Here is a 16595-nt window from a genome sequence, read left to right on the forward strand (position 1 = left end):
CCGGTGGGTCGGGGCGCGGCTCGGACGCATGTTCGAGGGTCCCAAACTGGCGGGCACCCCCCTGCCCTTGCGCCTCGCAAGGTCGGGGGGCGGGGCCGGTTCCCGAGCCATCGGCGGCCCCGCGGCCGGGGTCGACCCAAGAGGGTCGGTCCCGGCTCATGCCCTCTCATTCGGCGATCGGCGAGACGTCGTTCCTGTCGTCGGATGACGGCCCGGCCCCTCGTCGTCTCGCCTGCCGAGGGGGCCGGGCCGTGGTTCGGTGGTGGTTCGTGGGCTCAGTCGTCGAGGGTGAAGTCCCAGGCGTGGAACTCGCGATTCCAGGCCGAATACCAGGGCCCCGCCCCGTGCGGGGGGACGCGGCCGGTCCGGGTCAGGTGTTGCCAGAGTTCCCGGAACTCCCCCGGCTCCGAGGGGTGGAGCCGGGAGGCGTCGAGCCGGCCGACGCGGCTGTCCGGGGGCACCCGGTCGCCCGGGTCCTCCCCGCGCAACTCCCGCTCGACCGTCCGGAGCAGTTCGCGGTAGAGGTCGAGCACCGTCGCGACCTGTGCCGGCTCGACGCCCGCCGCGGCGGCGACCCGCCGGGCCCCCTCGGCGTCGATCGCGGCCAGGTCGGCCCGATCGGCGGGGGTCACGGCGTCGAGGATCGCCAGGTAGCGGTCGACCCCCGCGTCCGGGTCGAGGAGGTGGGGGTCGAACAGCGGGCCGAACAGCTCGGGCAGCTTGCCGCGGAACGCCTCCCGGATCGTCACCCCCCGGCCCCGAATCTCGGCGATCAGGCCCCGGAAGTGGGAGAAGGTCAGCAGGGAGGCGGGGTCCCCGGGGTCGCTCATGGCCTCGGCCCTCCCGAGGAGGGGTCGAGGGTGAAGTCCCAGAGGCGCTGGTCGCGGTCCTTGTGGTCGGCCAGGGGGCCGATCGACCGGTCGTAGCGGGCGGGACCGACGAGGTCCCGGACCAGATCCCGGTGCCGGGCCTGGGCGGCCGGGTCGGGCGCGTCCGGCCGGGACCCGGCCGGGGGGCTCGTCAGGAGGAGGAAGTAATAGGACAGCGCCTCCGGCCAGGGCATGGGCTGTTTCTCGGCGATCATGCCGATGGCGGAGAGTCGGCAGAGGATCGCTTTGACCCGGCCGGGCTCGACCCCGGCCGCATGGGCGATGCGGCGCCGGGCGAGGCCGTCGATCGAGCCCAGGTCGGCACGCTCCCGCGGGGTCATCGCGTCGAGGACCGCCAGGATCACGGCGACCTCGGCCCCGGGGGCCCGGACTCGGGCCCAGTAGGGCTCCAGGTTCCGGTGACGGACGACCTCCTCGGCGAGCGTCCCGGCGTCGATCAGCCGGGCGAGCTGGGATCGGAAGGCGTCGAGGTCGAAGGGGGGGATGGGCCGGTCGCTCACGGGTTGGGCCCCCCCTTGCGCTTCTCCCGCAGCTCCTTCTGGATGCGGCGGGCCTCCTTCTCCCGGAGCTTCTTCTGCTTCTCGCGCTCCTTGGGGGTGAGGCGCTTGCCGGTGCTCTGCTTGGTGGTCTTGAGGATGGCGCCGGGGTTGAAGGCGCCGGCCTTGCCCAGGCCGGAGAGCATCCGGACGCGGTCCATCATGCTCATCTGCGACATGCCCTTGACCATCGCGGCCATGGCGTCGAACTGCTTGACCAGGCCGGAGACGTCCTGCGGCTCGCAGCCGGCGCCGGAGGCGATCCGGCGGCGTCGGCCGATGTCGATGGAGTGGGGGTCGCGGCGCTCGTCGGGGGTCATGCTGTCGATGATCCCCTGGATGCGCTTGACCTCGGCGTCGGCGTCCACCCCCTCGAGCATCGCCCCCATCTGGTTCATGCCGGGGATCTTGCCCATGAGGTCCTTGACCGACCCCATCTTCTTCATGGTGACGATCTGCTTGCGGAAGTCGTCGAGGTCGAACTTCCCCCTGGCCATCCGCTCCTGCTGGCGCCTCGCCTCGTCCTCGTCGACGGCGTCCTTGGCCGCCTCGACGAGGCCGACGATGTCGCCCATGCCCAGCATCTGGCCGACGATCCGCTCGGGGTCGAACGGGTCGAGCCGCTCCAGCTTCTCCCCCATGCCGACGAACTTCACCGGCACGCCGGTGACCTGCCGGACCGACAGCGCGGCGCCGCCGCGGGCGTCGCCGTCGAGCTTGGTCATGATGACGCCGTCGAGCTCCAGCGCCTCGTTGAAGGCGCCGGCCGAGGCGACGGCGTCCTGGCCGGTGAGGGCGTCGCAGACGAAGTAGACCTGGTGGGGGCGGACCTTCTTCTCGATCTTCTTGAGCTGGCCCATCAGCTCGTCGTCGACGTGCAGGCGGCCGGCGGTGTCGAGGATGACGGTGTCCCGGCCCAGCTTCTCGGCCTCGAGCACGCCCTTGCGGCAGACCTCGACGGGGTCGGCGGCGGCGGGGTCCTCGGCGTGGACGGGCACGTCCAGCTGCCGGCCGAGGACGAGGAGCTGCTCGATGGCGGCGGGGCGCTGGAGGTCGGCGGCGACCATCAACGGCTTGCGGCCGAGCCCGATCAGCCGCCGGGCGAGCTTGCCGCAGGTGGTCGTCTTGCCCGAGCCCTGGAGGCCGCAGAGCATGATGACCGTCGGCCCGGCCTTCTCGAACCGGATGTGGGGGTCGCCCTCCCCCATCAGCTCGATCAGCTCGTCGTGGACGATCTTGACGATCTGCTGGTCGGGGCGGACGCTCTTGATCAGCTCCTGGCCGGCGGCCTTCTCGGTCACGCGCTTCATGAAGCGCTGGACGACCTCGTAGTTGACGTCGGCCTCCAGCAGGGCGGTGCGGACGGCCCGCAGGCCCTCCTGCATGTTGGCCTCGGTCAGCTTGCCCCGGACCTTGAACCGGCCGAGGGCGTCCGACAGGCGGTGCTGGATGTCGTCGAACATGGGGACGTACCGTGATCGCCGCGTTTCGTGGTCGCGAATCGCCAATTCTAACGATCGCGCCGACGCCCGGCAATGGCATCCGATCGGCCGTCGGGGGCCGCCCCGGCGAGGCCGGCCGGGATCGTCGCGGGGCGGGCCCGGCGGCCGGTGGGACTCGGGCGGTGCGCCGATGGCGATTCGGCGATTCTGAGACAAGGCAAGGAGTTGCGCCGAAGAAATGGGTTCGCTCGGCGCCGTGCACACCGGGGAGGCGGCGGCGAGGACCGGGGAACACCCCGGCCACCCGGCGGACGGAGATCCGGGGCGAGAACGGTGCGGCCGGTGCGCCGGGACGTTCGCGGGCGGTGCGCCAAACTCGAATTCGAGATTCCCAGGCGAGACAAGGGGTTGCGTCGAGCAATTGGGTTCGCTCCGTCGCGGCGCACCGAGGAACGCCCGAGGATCGGCGGGCGATCCGGGGTGACCCGGGATCGCGTTGTCCCGCAACCCCTCCGGCCCGGGGTGGCTGGGATCCGCGCAGCGGCCCCCGGCGACGGGCACCTCCCGACCGGGTGCCCGCCCCGCTCGACCCCGGCCACCCCCGAGGAAATCATTGCTATTGAGAACGCATCAAATGGTCCATGTGGGCATCTCTGGAGTGCCGTCAGCCGTTTCCGTGTGGCGCCGGAACAATGGGACCGGAGGACCGGGCGCAGGAGGGCCGGGACGCCGGGGGCGTCGGAGGGGGATCGGGGGGCACGGGGGGCGGTTTTCGGCACGTCGAGCAGGCCCGCGCAGGGGGAAGTTTGGCGGGGCCGAACGGACGACCCCTCCCCTATAAGATCGTGGGGAGGGGCGTTTTCAGTCACACGAACCGGCGCCCTCAGCGGTCGAGCAGCGGGGAGCCGTCCCGGGCGATCTCGGCGAGCGTGGCGACCTCGTCGGCGGAGAGGGGGCGGTCGAAGACCATCAGGTCGTCCATCAGGCCGGCGTAGCCGAGGCCGAGGAAGACGACGGCCTCGTCGGGATCCCAGGTGTAGACCTGGTTCCGGCCGGAGACGGTGCCCTGGGGCCGGCCGTCGAGGTAGAGGCGGGCCTCGCCGTCGGCCCGGCCGGTGTTGAAGCGGTCGAAGGTGATGGCGACGTGCGTCCACCGGCCGGAGGCGAAGGGGGTCTGATCGACGACCACCACCGGCTTCTCGGAGGCGGGCATCGTCTCGAAGTCCTTGTTCTCGGGGTTCCAGACCTCCAGGTCGGCCAGGACGCCGAGCCGGAAGACCCGGGGGCGGTCGTCCCTGGTGAAATCCGTCCAGATGGCGGCGTCGTTCCAGGCGCTGTCGGTGATCTGGATCGGGTCGGCGAAGCGGGGGGGCAGATCCGTCTCGGGGTCGAGGCTCAGGAAATAGGAGATCGTGCCGGACCAGCCGTCGGGGCCGGAACCGGGGGGGGTGTAAGGGAGGTTCCCCGGGACCCTGTAGAAGTGGGCCCGGGTGTTCTCCGGGGAGAACCGGAGGGCGCCCCCGGCCCGGCCCCCCTCGGCCAGCCGTTCGAGGCCGGGGCCGGCGATGCCCTCGACCGGGTCCTCCCGGGAGGCCGAGGCGGAGGAGTAGAAGGTGGGATCTCCCCGGGCCAGGTCGGCGTCGAGGCCGTCGTCGAAGCTGACGGCGAAGGTGAGGGACTCGGCCATCGACGCCGGCAGCGGCCCGTCGGCGGCGGTCGCCGGGGCGGTCGCGGCGAGGGCCAGGAGCAGGGGGAGGCAGGGGCGGCGGTCGGTCATCGGCGCGTCCTCCGGTCGGTCGTTCGGTCGCGGCGGGTCGGAGCGTGGGCCGCGATCATCTTTATCCGACGGGAGGGGGGATTCCCAGCGGGTCAGGGGAGGAGGTCGGGTCCCCCCGGGGCGTCCCCCCCTGCCCTCCGGGCGCCGGAGTGGTCCGCGTAGGTGGCCCAGGAGGGGGCGTAGCCGTCGACGGCCTGGAGGCCCCAGGAGGACCAGCCGGGGCGGGTGCCCCGGGCGAAGAGTTCGAGGTGGGGGCCGGGGGAGCAGGACTCGATGATCGGGTACTGGGCGTCGGGCTTGCGGCTGTGCTCCTGCTTGCGGGAGGCCAGCAGGTTGACCTGGCGACGGCCGGCGGCCAGGGTCCGGGCGTTGCGGCCCCGGACGCCGAAGAGGAGCAGCTCCGTGACGTTGCGGAAGTAGAAGCCGACGCCCCGGCCATCGCTGCCGCCGTCCTTGCGGACCTTGTGCCAGACGAGGTTGGCCTTGTAGCGGAAGCCCCAGGCCGAGAGCACGGCCAGGCCCTCGGGCAGCAGCGCGTTGGGGACCCAGAGGTAGAGGTGGGCCGGCTCGTCGACGACCCGAGAGACGGGCAGCGCGGCGATCTCGTCGAGGGTCATCGTGCCGTACCGGCTGAGGCGTCGGTGCTCCGGGGCGACCTTGCCGGTCCGGTTCTGGAACCGCCAGGGTGGGTCGGCCAGGACCGTCCGGAAGCGGCGGTCGGCGGCGAAGGCGAGCAGGTCGGTCGAGGGGCTGGTCATCGTCGGGGGCCGCTCCGGCTCCGGGGGCGCGTCGGATCACCTTGAGCCTACCATCGTCCCGGCCCGGCGGCCCGGCGGCCCGTCGGCCCGGCCGGCTCGCCGCCCCGGGGCCGGGCCCTTGTGCCGGGCCCGCGACCGCCTGTCTAATGACGAGAGGCCGGTCCAGGGATTCTGGGTAAAATGGGGATTCTCCGCGACGGCTCGATGGTGCGAGCCGGGTGCGTGGGTCCCCGCGAGGGCCCGGCCGATCGCCGACCCCGGGCCGCGGTGCCGCCCGCCCGGCGAGGTGAGGGGAAGTGGAGGTGGGTGATGGGTGGGGGAGATGCGCGGGTGGTGGACGCCTCGAGACGCCGGGGCCGGTGGATGTGGAACTTGATCGCCCTTTGCAGCGGCATCGGGGCGGTGCTGCTGCTGCTGGTCGGGCTGGGGTCGGCCGCCTACCTGGTCGCGGTCCCGCTGCTGGGGCTGGGGGACGTCGCCTACCGGGCCGAGCCGTCGTCGATCGTCTGGGCGGTGCTCGTCTCGTCGCTGGCGGCGTCGACGGCGGTCGTGCTGCTGACGGCGCTCGTGGCGGCCCTGGTCCTGCGGGCGAGCCGGGAGGCGGCGCCGCTGTTCGGCCGGACGGCGCTGGCCCGGCTGCTCGGGCTGGGGGTGATCGCGTATTTCTTCCGCGAGTCGATCGGGGCGATCCTGCGATCGGTGGGCGAGTTGCTGGGATCGATCTGGCTGCTGATCCCGAACGCCTCGTCCCGGCTGATCGAGCAGCTCCTGAGGTGGCCGGGGGACTTCGACCAGCCCGGGCTCCAGGCGGACGTCGTCGGCATCTTCTTCGAGCAGCTCCAATACGTGGTCTCGTTGCTCACCCGCCAGTTGCTCACGACCTTCCCCCTGGTCGACCTGGTCCTGATCCTGGCGGCCTGGGCCGTCGTCGGCCGGGCGTTCGGCCCGATCGGCGAGGGGCGGGGGGCCGGGGGCGGGGAGGCCCGGCCGGGCGGCCTGGTGGGGGCGATCCGGGGGATGGACCGCGTCACCAGGTGCAACATGGTGCTCTTCCTGCTAGTCGCGATCGCCCTGTACCTGAGCGTCGCGGCGATCGTCACGATCCCCTGGCTCCAGGAGTTCGACGACCCGACCGTGCCGACGTCCCAGGCCCTGCGCGAGCGGCTGGTCGGGCTCTCCCCCAGCGACGAGACGTTCGCGGGGCGCTTCCCCGCGGACCTGACGATGCCGGCCGACGGCACGGCGGAGGGGCTGGGCCGCGCCATCACCGAGGCCGAGGGGGAGATGGGAGCGGCCCCGGATCGCGACCGGGTGGCGGCGGCGATCGCGCAGGCGAAGGCCGACCTCGAGCAATATGCCGAGGAGAAGATCGATAAGTTGAATGCCTACCGGGGGGACCGGAACTACGTCCTCGACGAGCTGGCGCGGCTGCGCGAGCGGGCGTGTTCGTCCTACCAGTCGGCCGGGATCATCGGCAACGGCCGGAAGGAGCGGCTGTCCTACTTCCAGAGGCTCGAAGGCTGGTATGAGGGCAACATGCACAGCCTGCTCGTGGGGTTGCAGTATTCGAAGGGGTCGGCGATCCGGTTCGGGGAACGCCAGGACGAGTTGCTGGGCCAGGCGGAGGATCGGCTCCGCCTGGCACTGGCCGACGAGCCCCCGCCGTTGGGCACCTTCGTCCCCTTCCCCGAGTACCTCCCCGGGCGGGCGTCTCCCGCGATGCGGAACGCGTTGCCCGGGCTCCCCGGGCTGGACGACCCGACGGCCCCCCCCGGCCAGGAGGTGGGCGTGGTGGGGTCGATCGTCCCCTCGCCGCCCCCGCCGGGGCTGGATCTGGGGCCGTTCAACTTCGTGGCGGGGTGGCTCCTGCGGACGCGATCGCTGGCGCTGTCGCTGATCATCGGGATGCTCGGGTTCGGGCTGCTGGGGTCGGCGGTGTCGACGTTCGTGCGGGAACAATCGGCCCGGGAACGGACCCGGGAGGACGGGGGCCCGCTCGTCACCGACCTGACCGGGGTGGTCTTCCGGGGGTTCTCGGCGACGATCGTCGTGTTCCTCGCGGCCGTCGGCGGCCTGGCGATCTTCGGGTCGGGCCAGGCCGACCCCAATCCGTACGTCCTGTTCTTCGGCTGCCTCGTGGGTGCCGTGTTCAGCCAGGAAGTGTGGGCCTGGGCCCGCAATCACTTCCTCAGTGTGGAAGACGCCCCGCCCGACGTACCGCCTGCCACTCCCAGCGTAACGCCGGACGACCAAGACGTACCGCCGGCCCCCGGCGGCGTACCGTCGGACGATCCCGACGTACTTCCGGCCGCCAAAACTGTGTCGCCGGCCGCGGACGACGTAAGCTCAGGCGACCCCAACGTACCACCGGCCCGGGACGAGCCGAAGCCGGATCGGCGATCCCGCTCGGACGAGCAGCGGCGCGAGGCGGTCAGGCGGTTGGAGGCGGGAGGATCGCCCGAGGAGGTCGCCGGGCGGTTCGGCGTGACGACGAAGACGCTGCGGAACTGGCAGAGGAACCCCCGCCTCCGGCCGGACGCCGGGCCGGGCTAAGTCACGCCCGCCCGGTAGGGATCCGCTGAGGTCGGTCGGCGTCCCGCATCCGTACCACGACTAGGGGCGTCTTCCCCACCCCAGAACGCCCGCGAGGCCGGCGGCGTCGGGGCCCCGACCGTCGACGCCCTGACTGGGGGGGACAGCCGGGGATCGGGAGAAACCCCGGGATTCTCGGTGAGCCCCCGGGGTCGGGATTCCGAGGCGCGGCGGTTGCACGACGGCCGATGGGGGGGGATCCTGGGGCGATCACCCCCGCCTCCGGGAGGCGGGACGACTCCGGCCAACCGAGGAGGGCGAGGCGATGGCAGGGGCGAAATTCCGGTCGGTCCTGGTGACCGACTTCGACGGCACGCTGACGGACCAGGACTTCTACAAGCTCGTCCGGGAGCGGCTCGTCCCCCCCGGGACGCCCGACTTCTGGGCCTCGTACCGCGAGGGGACGCTGACCCACTTCGAGGCGCTCCGGGCCTACTTCGCGTCGGCCCGGCCGGACGAGGAGGCGCTGGTGGGGATGGTCGACGAGATGGGCCTGGAGCCGGAATTGCCCGAGGCGGTGGAGCTGCTGAACCGGGCGGGCTGGAAGGTGGTGGTCGTCTCCAGCGGCTGCCATTGGTACATCGACCGCCTGCTGGCGAAGGCCGGGGTGGCGCTGGAGGTCCACGCCAACCCGGGGGGGATCGAGGGGGGGCGGCTGGCGATGCACTGGCCGGCGGGGACGAGCTACCCGTCGAAGCAGACCGGCGTGAGCAAGCCGGCGGTCGTCACCTCGTTCCTGGAGGAGGGCCGGGCGGTGGCCTACGCCGGGGACGGCGACACCGACGCCGAGGCGGCGGTGCTGGTGCCGGCACACCGTCGGTTCGCCCGGCAGGACCTGGCGGAGGCGCTCCGGGGTCGGGGGGAGGAGTTCCGGCCGTTCGACCGCTGGATCGAGGTGGCGAGGGCGCTGGCCGAGGGGCCGGCGTCGTGACCGGGTGGCGGGCGGAGGTGGGCATCCCGTCGTTCGTGAGGATCAAGCCGGGTGCGATCGACCGGCTGGGGATCTACGCGGCCAGGCATTCGCACCGGAGGGTGGCGCTGGTCGTCAGCGAGGGCCTGCCGGGGGGCATCGTCGATCGGGCCGAGGCGGGCCTGGGGGGCGAGGGTGCCGAGCGGGTGGACCGGATCGAGGCGGGAGAGGCGAGCTTCGAGGCGGCCTCGGCGATCTTCTCGGCCTTGCCGACGGACTGCCAGGCGGTGATCGGCCTGGGAGGGGGCAAGGCGCTCGACCTGGCGAAGTACGCCGCCTTCCTGGCGGGCCGGCCGATGTACGCGGTGCCCACCTCGCTGTCGAACGACGGGTTCTGCTCGCCGCAGTCGAGCCTGACGCTGGGGGGGGCGAGGCGGTCGCTGCCGGCCCACCTGCCGTTCGCGGTGGTGGTGGACACGGCCGTCTGCCTGGGGGCGCCGAGGCTCCTCTGGTGGTCGGGGGTCGGCGACCTGTCGGCCAAGGTGACGGCCGTGAGGGACTGGAAGCTGTCGTACCACGCCACGGGGGAGCCGGTGGACGACTTCGCCGCGCTGCTCTCCGACGCCACCGTCTCGCAGTTCTTCGGCGGCCCCTCGCACGACGAGGAGGGGATGCGGCTGCTGGCCACGGCGCTGTTGCTCAACGGGATCGCGATGGCCGTCTGCGGGTCGTCCCGGCCGGCGAGCGGGGCGGAGCACCTGATCTCCCACGCGCTGGACGCGATCGCCCGTCGTCCGAGGCTGCACGGGCTCCAGGTCGGCGTGGCGACGTACCTCGTCAGCCGGCTCCAGGGGGGCGGGGGGACCGCCCGGATCGCCGAGGCCTTCGACCGCACCGGCTTCTGGGAGGGGGTCCGGGCCGACCCCTTCCCGAAGGCCGAGTGGCTGGAGGCGGTGCGTCGGGCGCCCGCGATCAACCCGGGGCGCTACACGGTGCTCTCGACGAGGGACTGCGTGCCGGAGGTCGCGGCGATGATCGAGGGGGACGGGCTGCTGCGGGGCTGCTTCGAGGGGTGATCGGCGGGCGAGCCCCGGGCCGAGGCCCGCCGCGCCCGTGCCCCCGGCGGGCGGGGAGGCCCGGGGTCCCTCACCAGCCGAGGCCGAGGGAGGAGAGCTCGTCCCGCAGGGCGAGGAGGTCCCAGGCCTCGACGATCCGCTCCTCGGAGCCCCGGCCGTCGATGCAGGCGAGGCGCCGGCCGTCGGGGGAGAAGATGAGGCCGAAGACGGCGTTGCGGCGGCCGGGCAGCCGGAACAGGCGGCGGGGCCCCTCGGCGTCGTCGAGGGCCCAGAGGGCGAGCGCGCCGTCGTAGTCGCCCACGGCGATCGAGGATCCGTCGGGGGAGAAGGCGACGGCGGAGGCCCATCGGGGGCGGGCCGGGTCGGGGGCCGAGAGGCGGTCGAGGACCTCGAAGGTCCCGGTCGAGACCAGGGAGACCTCGCCCCCCTCGCCGCCGAGGGCCAGCGTCGAGCCGTCGGGGTGCATCGCCAGGCTCCCGGATCGCCCCATCGGGGGGATCGCCAGGGGCCCGGGCCGGCCGTCGTCGAGCGACCAGGCGTGCAGGTCGCCGCGGTCGAGGAAGTACAGGCGACGGCCGCCGGGGGAGAGCGCCGAGGCGGGGACGAAGGGGGGAGGGGGTGCGTCGGGCCGGGGGAACCGGCCGATCCGGACGCCCTCGACGAGCCCCCGGAGGGCCTCCTCGATCCGCTCCTGGGTGCGTCGGGAGGGGGGGAGGTCCCCGTCCCGGGAGGGGAGCAGGCCCGCCAGCGCCTCGAAGGCCGACGCCCGGCCGGGGAGCGACCCCGAGTCGTCGTCGAGGACCATCCGCCCCTCGGAGTCGAAGGCCCGGACCCGGGCCGTCCCGCCGACGGGGGCGACGACGACCAGGTCCCTCCCCTCGGGGGGCAGCCCGGAGGGGTCGTCCATCGGCGGGAGCACGAGGATCTCGGCCCCCCGGGGGGGGGCGAGCCGGGTCAGGGAGCCGGGGCCCCCCCGGTCGTCGGCGCGCCAGAGCCAGAGCTGGTCCGGGTCGCGTCGGGCCGGGTTGCCGGGCCCGGGGGGCTCCCGAGGCCGGCTCGGGTCGTCCTCGGGCCAGTCGAAGTCCCGGAGCAGCACGACGGCGAGGCGGTCGGGGGACCGGGCGAGCACCCGGATCCCCCGGAATTCGGCAGGGGTGCCGTCTCCCGGGTCCCGGTCGGGCCCGGCGTCGGCGGACGGCCAGGGGAGCCGGTCGACGGGGGGCGCGTCGTCGGGGGTGTCGAACCGGGAGAGGCCGTCGGGGCCGAAGGCGAGCAGCAGGCCGTCTGGCCCGAGGGCGAAGGCGGCGGAGTGGACCTCGGGCCGGTCCCAGGGGCGGGCCCGGGTGGGGCAGTGGTCGGGGTGCCAGACGCGGGGGGAGTCGTCCATCAGGGGCATGACCAGCAGGCCGTCGGCCCCGAAGGCGGGCAGGCGGGTGGGGGCGTCGGCGGCGAACTCGAAGGCGACCCGGCCGATCGGCTCGGCGATCGACCAGACCTCGGTCGACGGCCCGGAGGCGACCAGCAGGGTGCGGTCGTCGGCGAAGGCGGCGTCCTGGACCCAGCCCTCGGTCGAGACCACGGCCACCGGGGAGTTGGCGGCCGGGTCCCACAGCTCGACCCCGGTGTTCGTGCCCACCGCCGCCAGCAGCCGGCCGCTGGGGTTGAAGTTGAGCTGGCGGATGTAGCCGCCGCGCGGCTCGCTGAGGCCGGGCAGCTGGATCGGGTCGGCGCCGGACCAGGGGTCGACCTCCCAGAGCAGGATCCGGCCGTCCCCGGCCGTGGCGACCAGGCCGTCGGGCCCGGCGGCCAGGGCGGTCAGGCCCATCCCGGCGCCGAAGCCGGCCAGCCGGCCGCCGTCGTCGGCGTCGAAGATGACCACCCGGGACTCGGGGGAGGACCGCGCGACGAGGACCGTCCGGCCCCCGGGGTCGACGGCCACCAGCGGGCGGATCTCCCCGAACCTCGGGCCCGGCTCGACCTCGATCTCGTCGAGCGTCTCCAGCTCGGCGGCCGGGATGGTGTCCAGGTCCCAGAGCCGGATCCGGAAGCCGACCAGCGACCCCCGGCCGTCGCGGTCGTCGGCCCGGCGGCGGTCGGCGGCGGCGTCGTCCGGGGCGTCCCCCCCCCCCGACCGGTCGGGGGGGGGCCGGCGGGTCGCCTCGATGGTAACGAGGCGCCGGCCGTCGGCCGCCGCCAGCAGGCCGAGGACCTCGGCGCCGTCGAGCATCAGCTCGGAGGAGGATCCGGAGGCGGGGTCGACCAGCAGGACGCCGGACCCGTCGGGATCGGGCACGGCGACGGAGCGGTCGACCAGGGCGGCGCCCGGCCAGGGGGGGGTCCAGCCCCCCCTGCGGGACGACTCCCCCGGGGCGTCCTCGCCCCCGGCCGGGACGGCGGGGCGGAGCCGATGGGCGGCCGGGGCCCGGCCCTGCTCGACGTCCCAGATCGAGAGGGTCTCGCCGTCCTCGCCGAGCACGGCGACCGGCCCGGCCGGGCCGTCGGGCCGGGGGTCGATCGGGGCCAGGCCCCGGACCCGGCCGGTGGCCAGGGCGGGGCGGTCCTCCACGTCCCGGTCGGCCAGCAGGGCGACGGCCTCGTCCCGGAGCCGGAGGCGCATCGACTCGTCGGGGGCGAGCCGGGCGGCCTCGTTGAGCTTGGCGCGGCCGGCCTCCCGACGCCGGGGCATGATCGAGTCCCGGAGCACGGGGAGCTGGCTGAGCAGCTCGCCGGCCCGGGCGGCCCGCTCGGACCGGGTGGCGGCGCGCGACACCTCCAGGGCGTCGGCCAGCTCGGCCCGGGCGGTCTGCGCGGCCCGGGTGGCGTCGCGTTGCTTCTCCAGGGCGTCGGCCACCCGGTCGCGCTCGTTGGCGATCCGGACGTAGGCGAAGGCCGCCGTGGCCAGGATGGCCACGGCGGCGGCCGAGGAGATGATCGAGGCCGCCGGGTGCCGCCGGGCGAGCCGCCAGGTCCGGCCGACGGGGCTGATCCGCCGGGCCCGGACCGGCTCGAAGTCGAGGAAGCGGCCGAGGTCCTCGGCCAGCTCGGCGGCCGATTCGTAGCGGTCCCCGGGCCGCTTGGACATGGCCTTCAGGACGATCGTCTCCAGGTCCCGGGGCAGGCGTCGGGCGAACTTGCGGGGCGGCGGGGGGTCGCGGTCGGCGATCTGGCGGACCAGCTCGGCGGTCGACCGGCCGTCGAAGGGGGGGCGCAGCGTCAGCAGCTCGTACAGGGTGGCGCCGAGGCTGTAGACGTCGGTCGCGGGGCCGACGGTGCGGCCCTCAGCCTGCTCGGGGCTCATGTAGCGGGGGGTGCCGACCAGGCCATCCCCCCGGGTCTGGCCGGGATCCTCCAGGCGACGGGCCAGGCCGAAGTCGGCGACCCAGACGATCCCCCGGGCGTCGACCAGCAGGTTCGACGGCTTCACGTCGCGGTGGACGACCCCGCGGCGGTGGGCGTAGGCCAGCGCCTCGGCGGCCTGCCGGCCGACCCGGGCGACCCAGCGGTGGTACTCGGACCCGGTCGGCGGCAGGAACGGCGGCGGCCGGTCGTCGCGCCGACGGGGGGCCCCCACGGGGGCGCCGACCCCCGGGGCCCAGCTCGTCGTGCTCCCCTCGCCCCGGCCGGGGACCGAGAGCAGGCCGGAGGCGGAGGCCGAGTGGTGGTCGTCGTCGAGGACGGCCGTCGGGGGCGTGGGGCCGGAGGGGGCCCGGCCGCTGGGGGAGCCGGAGGCGGTCAGGCGGTCCCGGCGGAGGACCCGGAGGACCCGGTCCAGCCCCGAGCCCTCGATCCGCTGCATGGCGTAGTAGCAGAGCCCGCCGACCTGGCCGACGTCGAAGACCGGGACGATGTGCGTGTGGTGCAGGCCGGCGGCCGTCTTCGCCTCGTTGAGGAACCGCCGACGCCCCGAGGAGCCGGGGGCGGCGTGGCCGCCGAGGATCTTCAGCGCGACCGGCCGGTCGAGGTCGACGTGGACGGCCTCGTAGACGACCCCCATGCCGCCCCGGCCCAGCTCCCGGACGATCCGGTAGCCGGCCACCCGGTAGCCGGCCTCCAGCCGCCTCGGGCCGACGCCGCCGGGGCCGACCCCCGAGCCGACGAGCCCCTGGACCAGCGCCAGGCCGTCGAGCGCCTCCCGGAGCTCGTCGCCCAGGTCGGGGTACTCGGAGACGAACGACTCCAGGTCCGGCGCCCGGCCGGATTCGGCCAGCTCCAGGAACGCCTCGACGGCCTCGCCGAGCCGCTCGTCGCGGTTGCCGGCGCCGGGAGCGGGGCCGGGTCCGGGTCCTGCCTGGGGGGGCATCATGATCGACCCTCGGGTCGGTTCGTCGGAGTCGAAGGGAGGAGATCCGGCGGGGATGGGGGCCGGACGGGGACGCGGAGAGGGGCCGGGGCCACCCTCGGGGGTACGCGATCGAGGGGACGGACGCAAGCCCCGAGGCGGCCCGGCCGCCGCAGACGGGGACGAGGGCCGGCGGGGCCGATCCGGGGGGTCGGCGTCCCTCGGTCGGCCGCCCGGCGCCGCGAGGGCCCACCTGCCGGCGACCGGGTCCGCCCCGGGCGAGGGGGCGGCCTCCCCGGGCGGGCGGTCCCGGCCGGGGCCCCGGCCCCCGGCTTTTTTCAGCGATATTCGGGGGCGGGTCGGCCCATCAATCTCCGCCGGACCGGCGGGACGGGCCGCGCCCCTCCCGGGACTGCATGGATTGATGACATCCACCCGGCGGGCCGTGCGGGGCCCGGGGCCCGGGTCGGGACGGCGGGCGGGATCCGGGCGCCCGGGTCACTGCCCCTCGAAGCGGAGCGAGCCGCCGGGGGGCCCCTCCAGGGTCTGCTTCAGGCGCTTGAGGCCCTTGGCCCAGAGGCCCCGGACGACCTTGCGGCCGACGCCCATCTGGTCGCCGATGGCCTCGAAGGACTGGTTCTCGGCGTGATAGCGCCAGAGGACCTCGGCCTCGGCCTCGGGCAGGTCGGTGAGGGCGTCGGCCAGCAGGACGATCAGCTCCCGGCGGCTGGCCTGCTCGCTGGGGCTGGTCTGGCTCAGCGCGAGCACGTCGAGCAGCCGGCCGCCCCCCTCCCCCTCGCCCGGCGGGCCGCCCCCCTCGGCATCCCAGGGGGCGTCCAGGGGGAGGGCGTGGCCGTCCCCCCCCCGCTTGGCCCGGCTGTGATAGCGGCCGAGGTCCGCCAGCTTCTGGCCGACCAGGCGGCGGAGCCAGCCGACCAGCGCCGCCTCGTTCTGGCCGGTGAAGGCGGGGAACTGGCGGACGACCTCGACGAGCGTCTCCTGCACCACGTCGGAGAGCTCGACCCGCTCCCGGAGCCGGGGCCCCATGCCGGACCGGACGACCATCCGCAGGTAGTTGCGGTAGAGGTTGCAGAGTTCCCCCAGCGCCTCGGCCCGTCCGGCCCGGGCCTCGGCCATCAGTTCGGTCGGTCCGGCTCCCATCGGCGATGGCCTCCGCGGGCGTCCGCCGGTGACCGGCCGGGGGGCCGTCGGCGACGCTTGCTCGGGGGGGCGTGCGGTCGATCCGGGCCGCCTCACTCCGAGTTCCTTCATCATCGGCCCCGGGCCGCCGCCCGGCAAGGGGAGTCGGCCCGAACCCCGACGACCGCCCGACGCCGGGGCCTCGGGGGGTGGCGGGGGGGCGCAACGGGGAACGCCCCGCGCCGGTGGGCCGGCGCGGGGCGTCGTGGTGTGGTGCGTCGGGCTCGGCCCGAGGCCGAGGCCGGGTCAGGCGGCCTTGTGGGCCAGGGCCCGGCGACGCAGTCCCAGGCCGCCGGCCAGGGCGACCAGGAAGACGGCGATCGAGGCCGGCTCAGGAATCTGCACGGCTTCGATGCGGCCCTGGATGCTGGTGCGGCCGCCGTTGGTGGTGAAGGGGGCGATGTCCACCGGGTCGATCTTGGTGATCTTGGCGATGAAGTCGCCCACCTGGAAGGTCGGCAGGTTGTCCGGGTCGAGGTTGAACGTCGCGGTGACGCTCGACTGGGTCTCGCCGGTGATGACGCCGTTGAGCACGCCGTCGATGAAGATCGGCGTGTCGTTGGGGCTGGGCGCCTGGCCGTTGACCTCGCCCACGGTCAGGGCGATGGTGAAGGGCATGTCCTCGTAGGTCGTGGAGACGTTGGCGCCGAGGTCCGGCAGGACCTGGAACTCGCCGAGGCTGATGTTCGACGGGGTCCGGACGGTCTGCTGGATGATCCCGTTGTAGTTGAGCAGGTTGCCGTTGGTGACCTTGGCGGTGTCGCCGAAGGTGCCGGCGGTGCTGAACCGCATGAGCGGGCTCGCCGGGACCGGCTCGGCGGCCACCGGCTCGAGGACCTGGGTCGTGGCGATCTCGTCGACGACGGTCTCGTCGACGTCCGTCTCGATCTCGTCGGCGAAGGCCGACGGGGCCACCAGGCCGAAGGCCAGGGCCAAACCCGCCAACCGCAGCCCGGCCCAGCCGTGAATCGTGTGCATCCTTACCCTCCTGAATCATCGAAGATTCGACGCCCTTCCAGGGCGCCGGGACCGGGCCGCCTCCGCGGTGCGGTGGCCGCCCCGGCCTCGGAATCGTGGCCAGACCCCCGGGGCCCCCCTGCCCTCGCCGACGCACCCCGCCGCGAGGCGGCCGGGG

11 protein-coding genes are annotated in these 16595 nt (G+C 74.5%); 3 read left to right on the forward strand and 8 right to left on the reverse strand.

The features are described from left to right. Positions 1-275: 275 nt before the first annotated feature. From ElP_RS32320 to ElP_RS32340, 5 genes are all read right to left on the reverse strand, one after another. The gene (locus ElP_RS32320; protein ID WP_145277335.1) at positions 276-830 is read right to left on the reverse strand and encodes a hypothetical protein; all 555 of its coding nucleotides are present in this window, start codon (positions 828-830) and stop codon (positions 276-278) included. After that, positions 827-1390: a hypothetical protein gene (locus tag ElP_RS32325; protein WP_145277337.1), complete on the reverse strand. Its 564-nt coding sequence runs from the start codon at positions 1388-1390 to the stop codon at positions 827-829. Before ElP_RS32325 ends, ElP_RS32320 begins: the two co-directional genes overlap by 4 nt. Continuing rightward, the gene (ffh, locus tag ElP_RS32330; RefSeq protein WP_145277339.1) at positions 1387-2889 is read right to left on the reverse strand and encodes a signal recognition particle protein; all 1503 of its coding nucleotides are present in this window, start codon (positions 2887-2889) and stop codon (positions 1387-1389) included. The genes ElP_RS32325 and ffh overlap by 4 nt, the downstream gene beginning before the upstream one ends. 862 nt (positions 2890-3751) lie before the next feature. Then, complete coding sequence (locus ElP_RS32335; RefSeq protein WP_145277341.1) at positions 3752-4645, reverse strand: LamG domain-containing protein; 894 nt, start codon at positions 4643-4645, stop codon at positions 3752-3754. Between the two features lie 92 nt (positions 4646-4737). Continuing rightward, on the reverse strand, positions 4738-5403 hold the full coding sequence (locus ElP_RS32340; protein ID WP_145277343.1) for an MT-A70 family methyltransferase: 666 nt from the start codon (positions 5401-5403) through the stop codon (positions 4738-4740). 333 nt (positions 5404-5736) lie between these two features. Here ElP_RS32340 and ElP_RS32345 point away from each other — a divergent pair, with 333 nt between their 5' ends. From ElP_RS32345 to ElP_RS32355, 3 genes are all read left to right on the forward strand, one after another. Then, positions 5737-7956, forward strand: coding sequence for a transposase (locus ElP_RS32345; protein WP_145277345.1), 2220 nt, complete (start codon positions 5737-5739; stop codon positions 7954-7956). A gap of 304 nt (positions 7957-8260) precedes the next feature. After that, entirely contained in the window at positions 8261-8926 is a 666-nt protein-coding gene (locus ElP_RS32350) for an HAD-IB family phosphatase (protein WP_145277346.1), read from the forward strand. After that, positions 8923-9981 carry an iron-containing alcohol dehydrogenase family protein gene (locus ElP_RS32355; RefSeq protein WP_145277348.1) on the forward strand — a complete coding sequence of 353 codons (1059 nt, stop codon included), beginning with the start codon at positions 8923-8925 and terminating at the stop codon, positions 9979-9981. The genes ElP_RS32350 and ElP_RS32355 overlap by 4 nt, the downstream gene beginning before the upstream one ends. A gap of 70 nt (positions 9982-10051) precedes the next feature. On the opposite strand, the gene ElP_RS32360 is transcribed toward ElP_RS32355, so the two are convergent. The 3 genes from ElP_RS32360 to ElP_RS32370 all read right to left on the reverse strand — a co-directional run bounded on the left by ElP_RS32360 (position 10052) and on the right by ElP_RS32370 (position 16438). After that, positions 10052-14284 (reverse strand): WD40 repeat domain-containing serine/threonine protein kinase, encoded by a 4233-nt coding sequence (locus ElP_RS32360; protein ID WP_145277350.1) that lies wholly within the window; start codon positions 14282-14284, stop codon positions 10052-10054. A gap of 474 nt (positions 14285-14758) precedes the next feature. After that, on the reverse strand, positions 14759-15421 hold the full coding sequence (locus tag ElP_RS32365; protein WP_145277352.1) for a sigma-70 family RNA polymerase sigma factor: 663 nt from the start codon (positions 15419-15421) through the stop codon (positions 14759-14761). A gap of 285 nt (positions 15422-15706) precedes the next feature. Then, positions 15707-16438 carry a PEP-CTERM sorting domain-containing protein gene (locus tag ElP_RS32370; protein ID WP_145277354.1) on the reverse strand — a complete coding sequence of 244 codons (732 nt, stop codon included), beginning with the start codon at positions 16436-16438 and terminating at the stop codon, positions 15707-15709. Between the last annotated feature and the right edge of the window lie 157 nt (positions 16439-16595).

This window comes from Tautonia plasticadhaerens (genome assembly GCF_007752535.1).
Classification (GTDB): Bacteria; Planctomycetota; Planctomycetia; order Isosphaerales; family Isosphaeraceae; genus Tautonia; species Tautonia plasticadhaerens.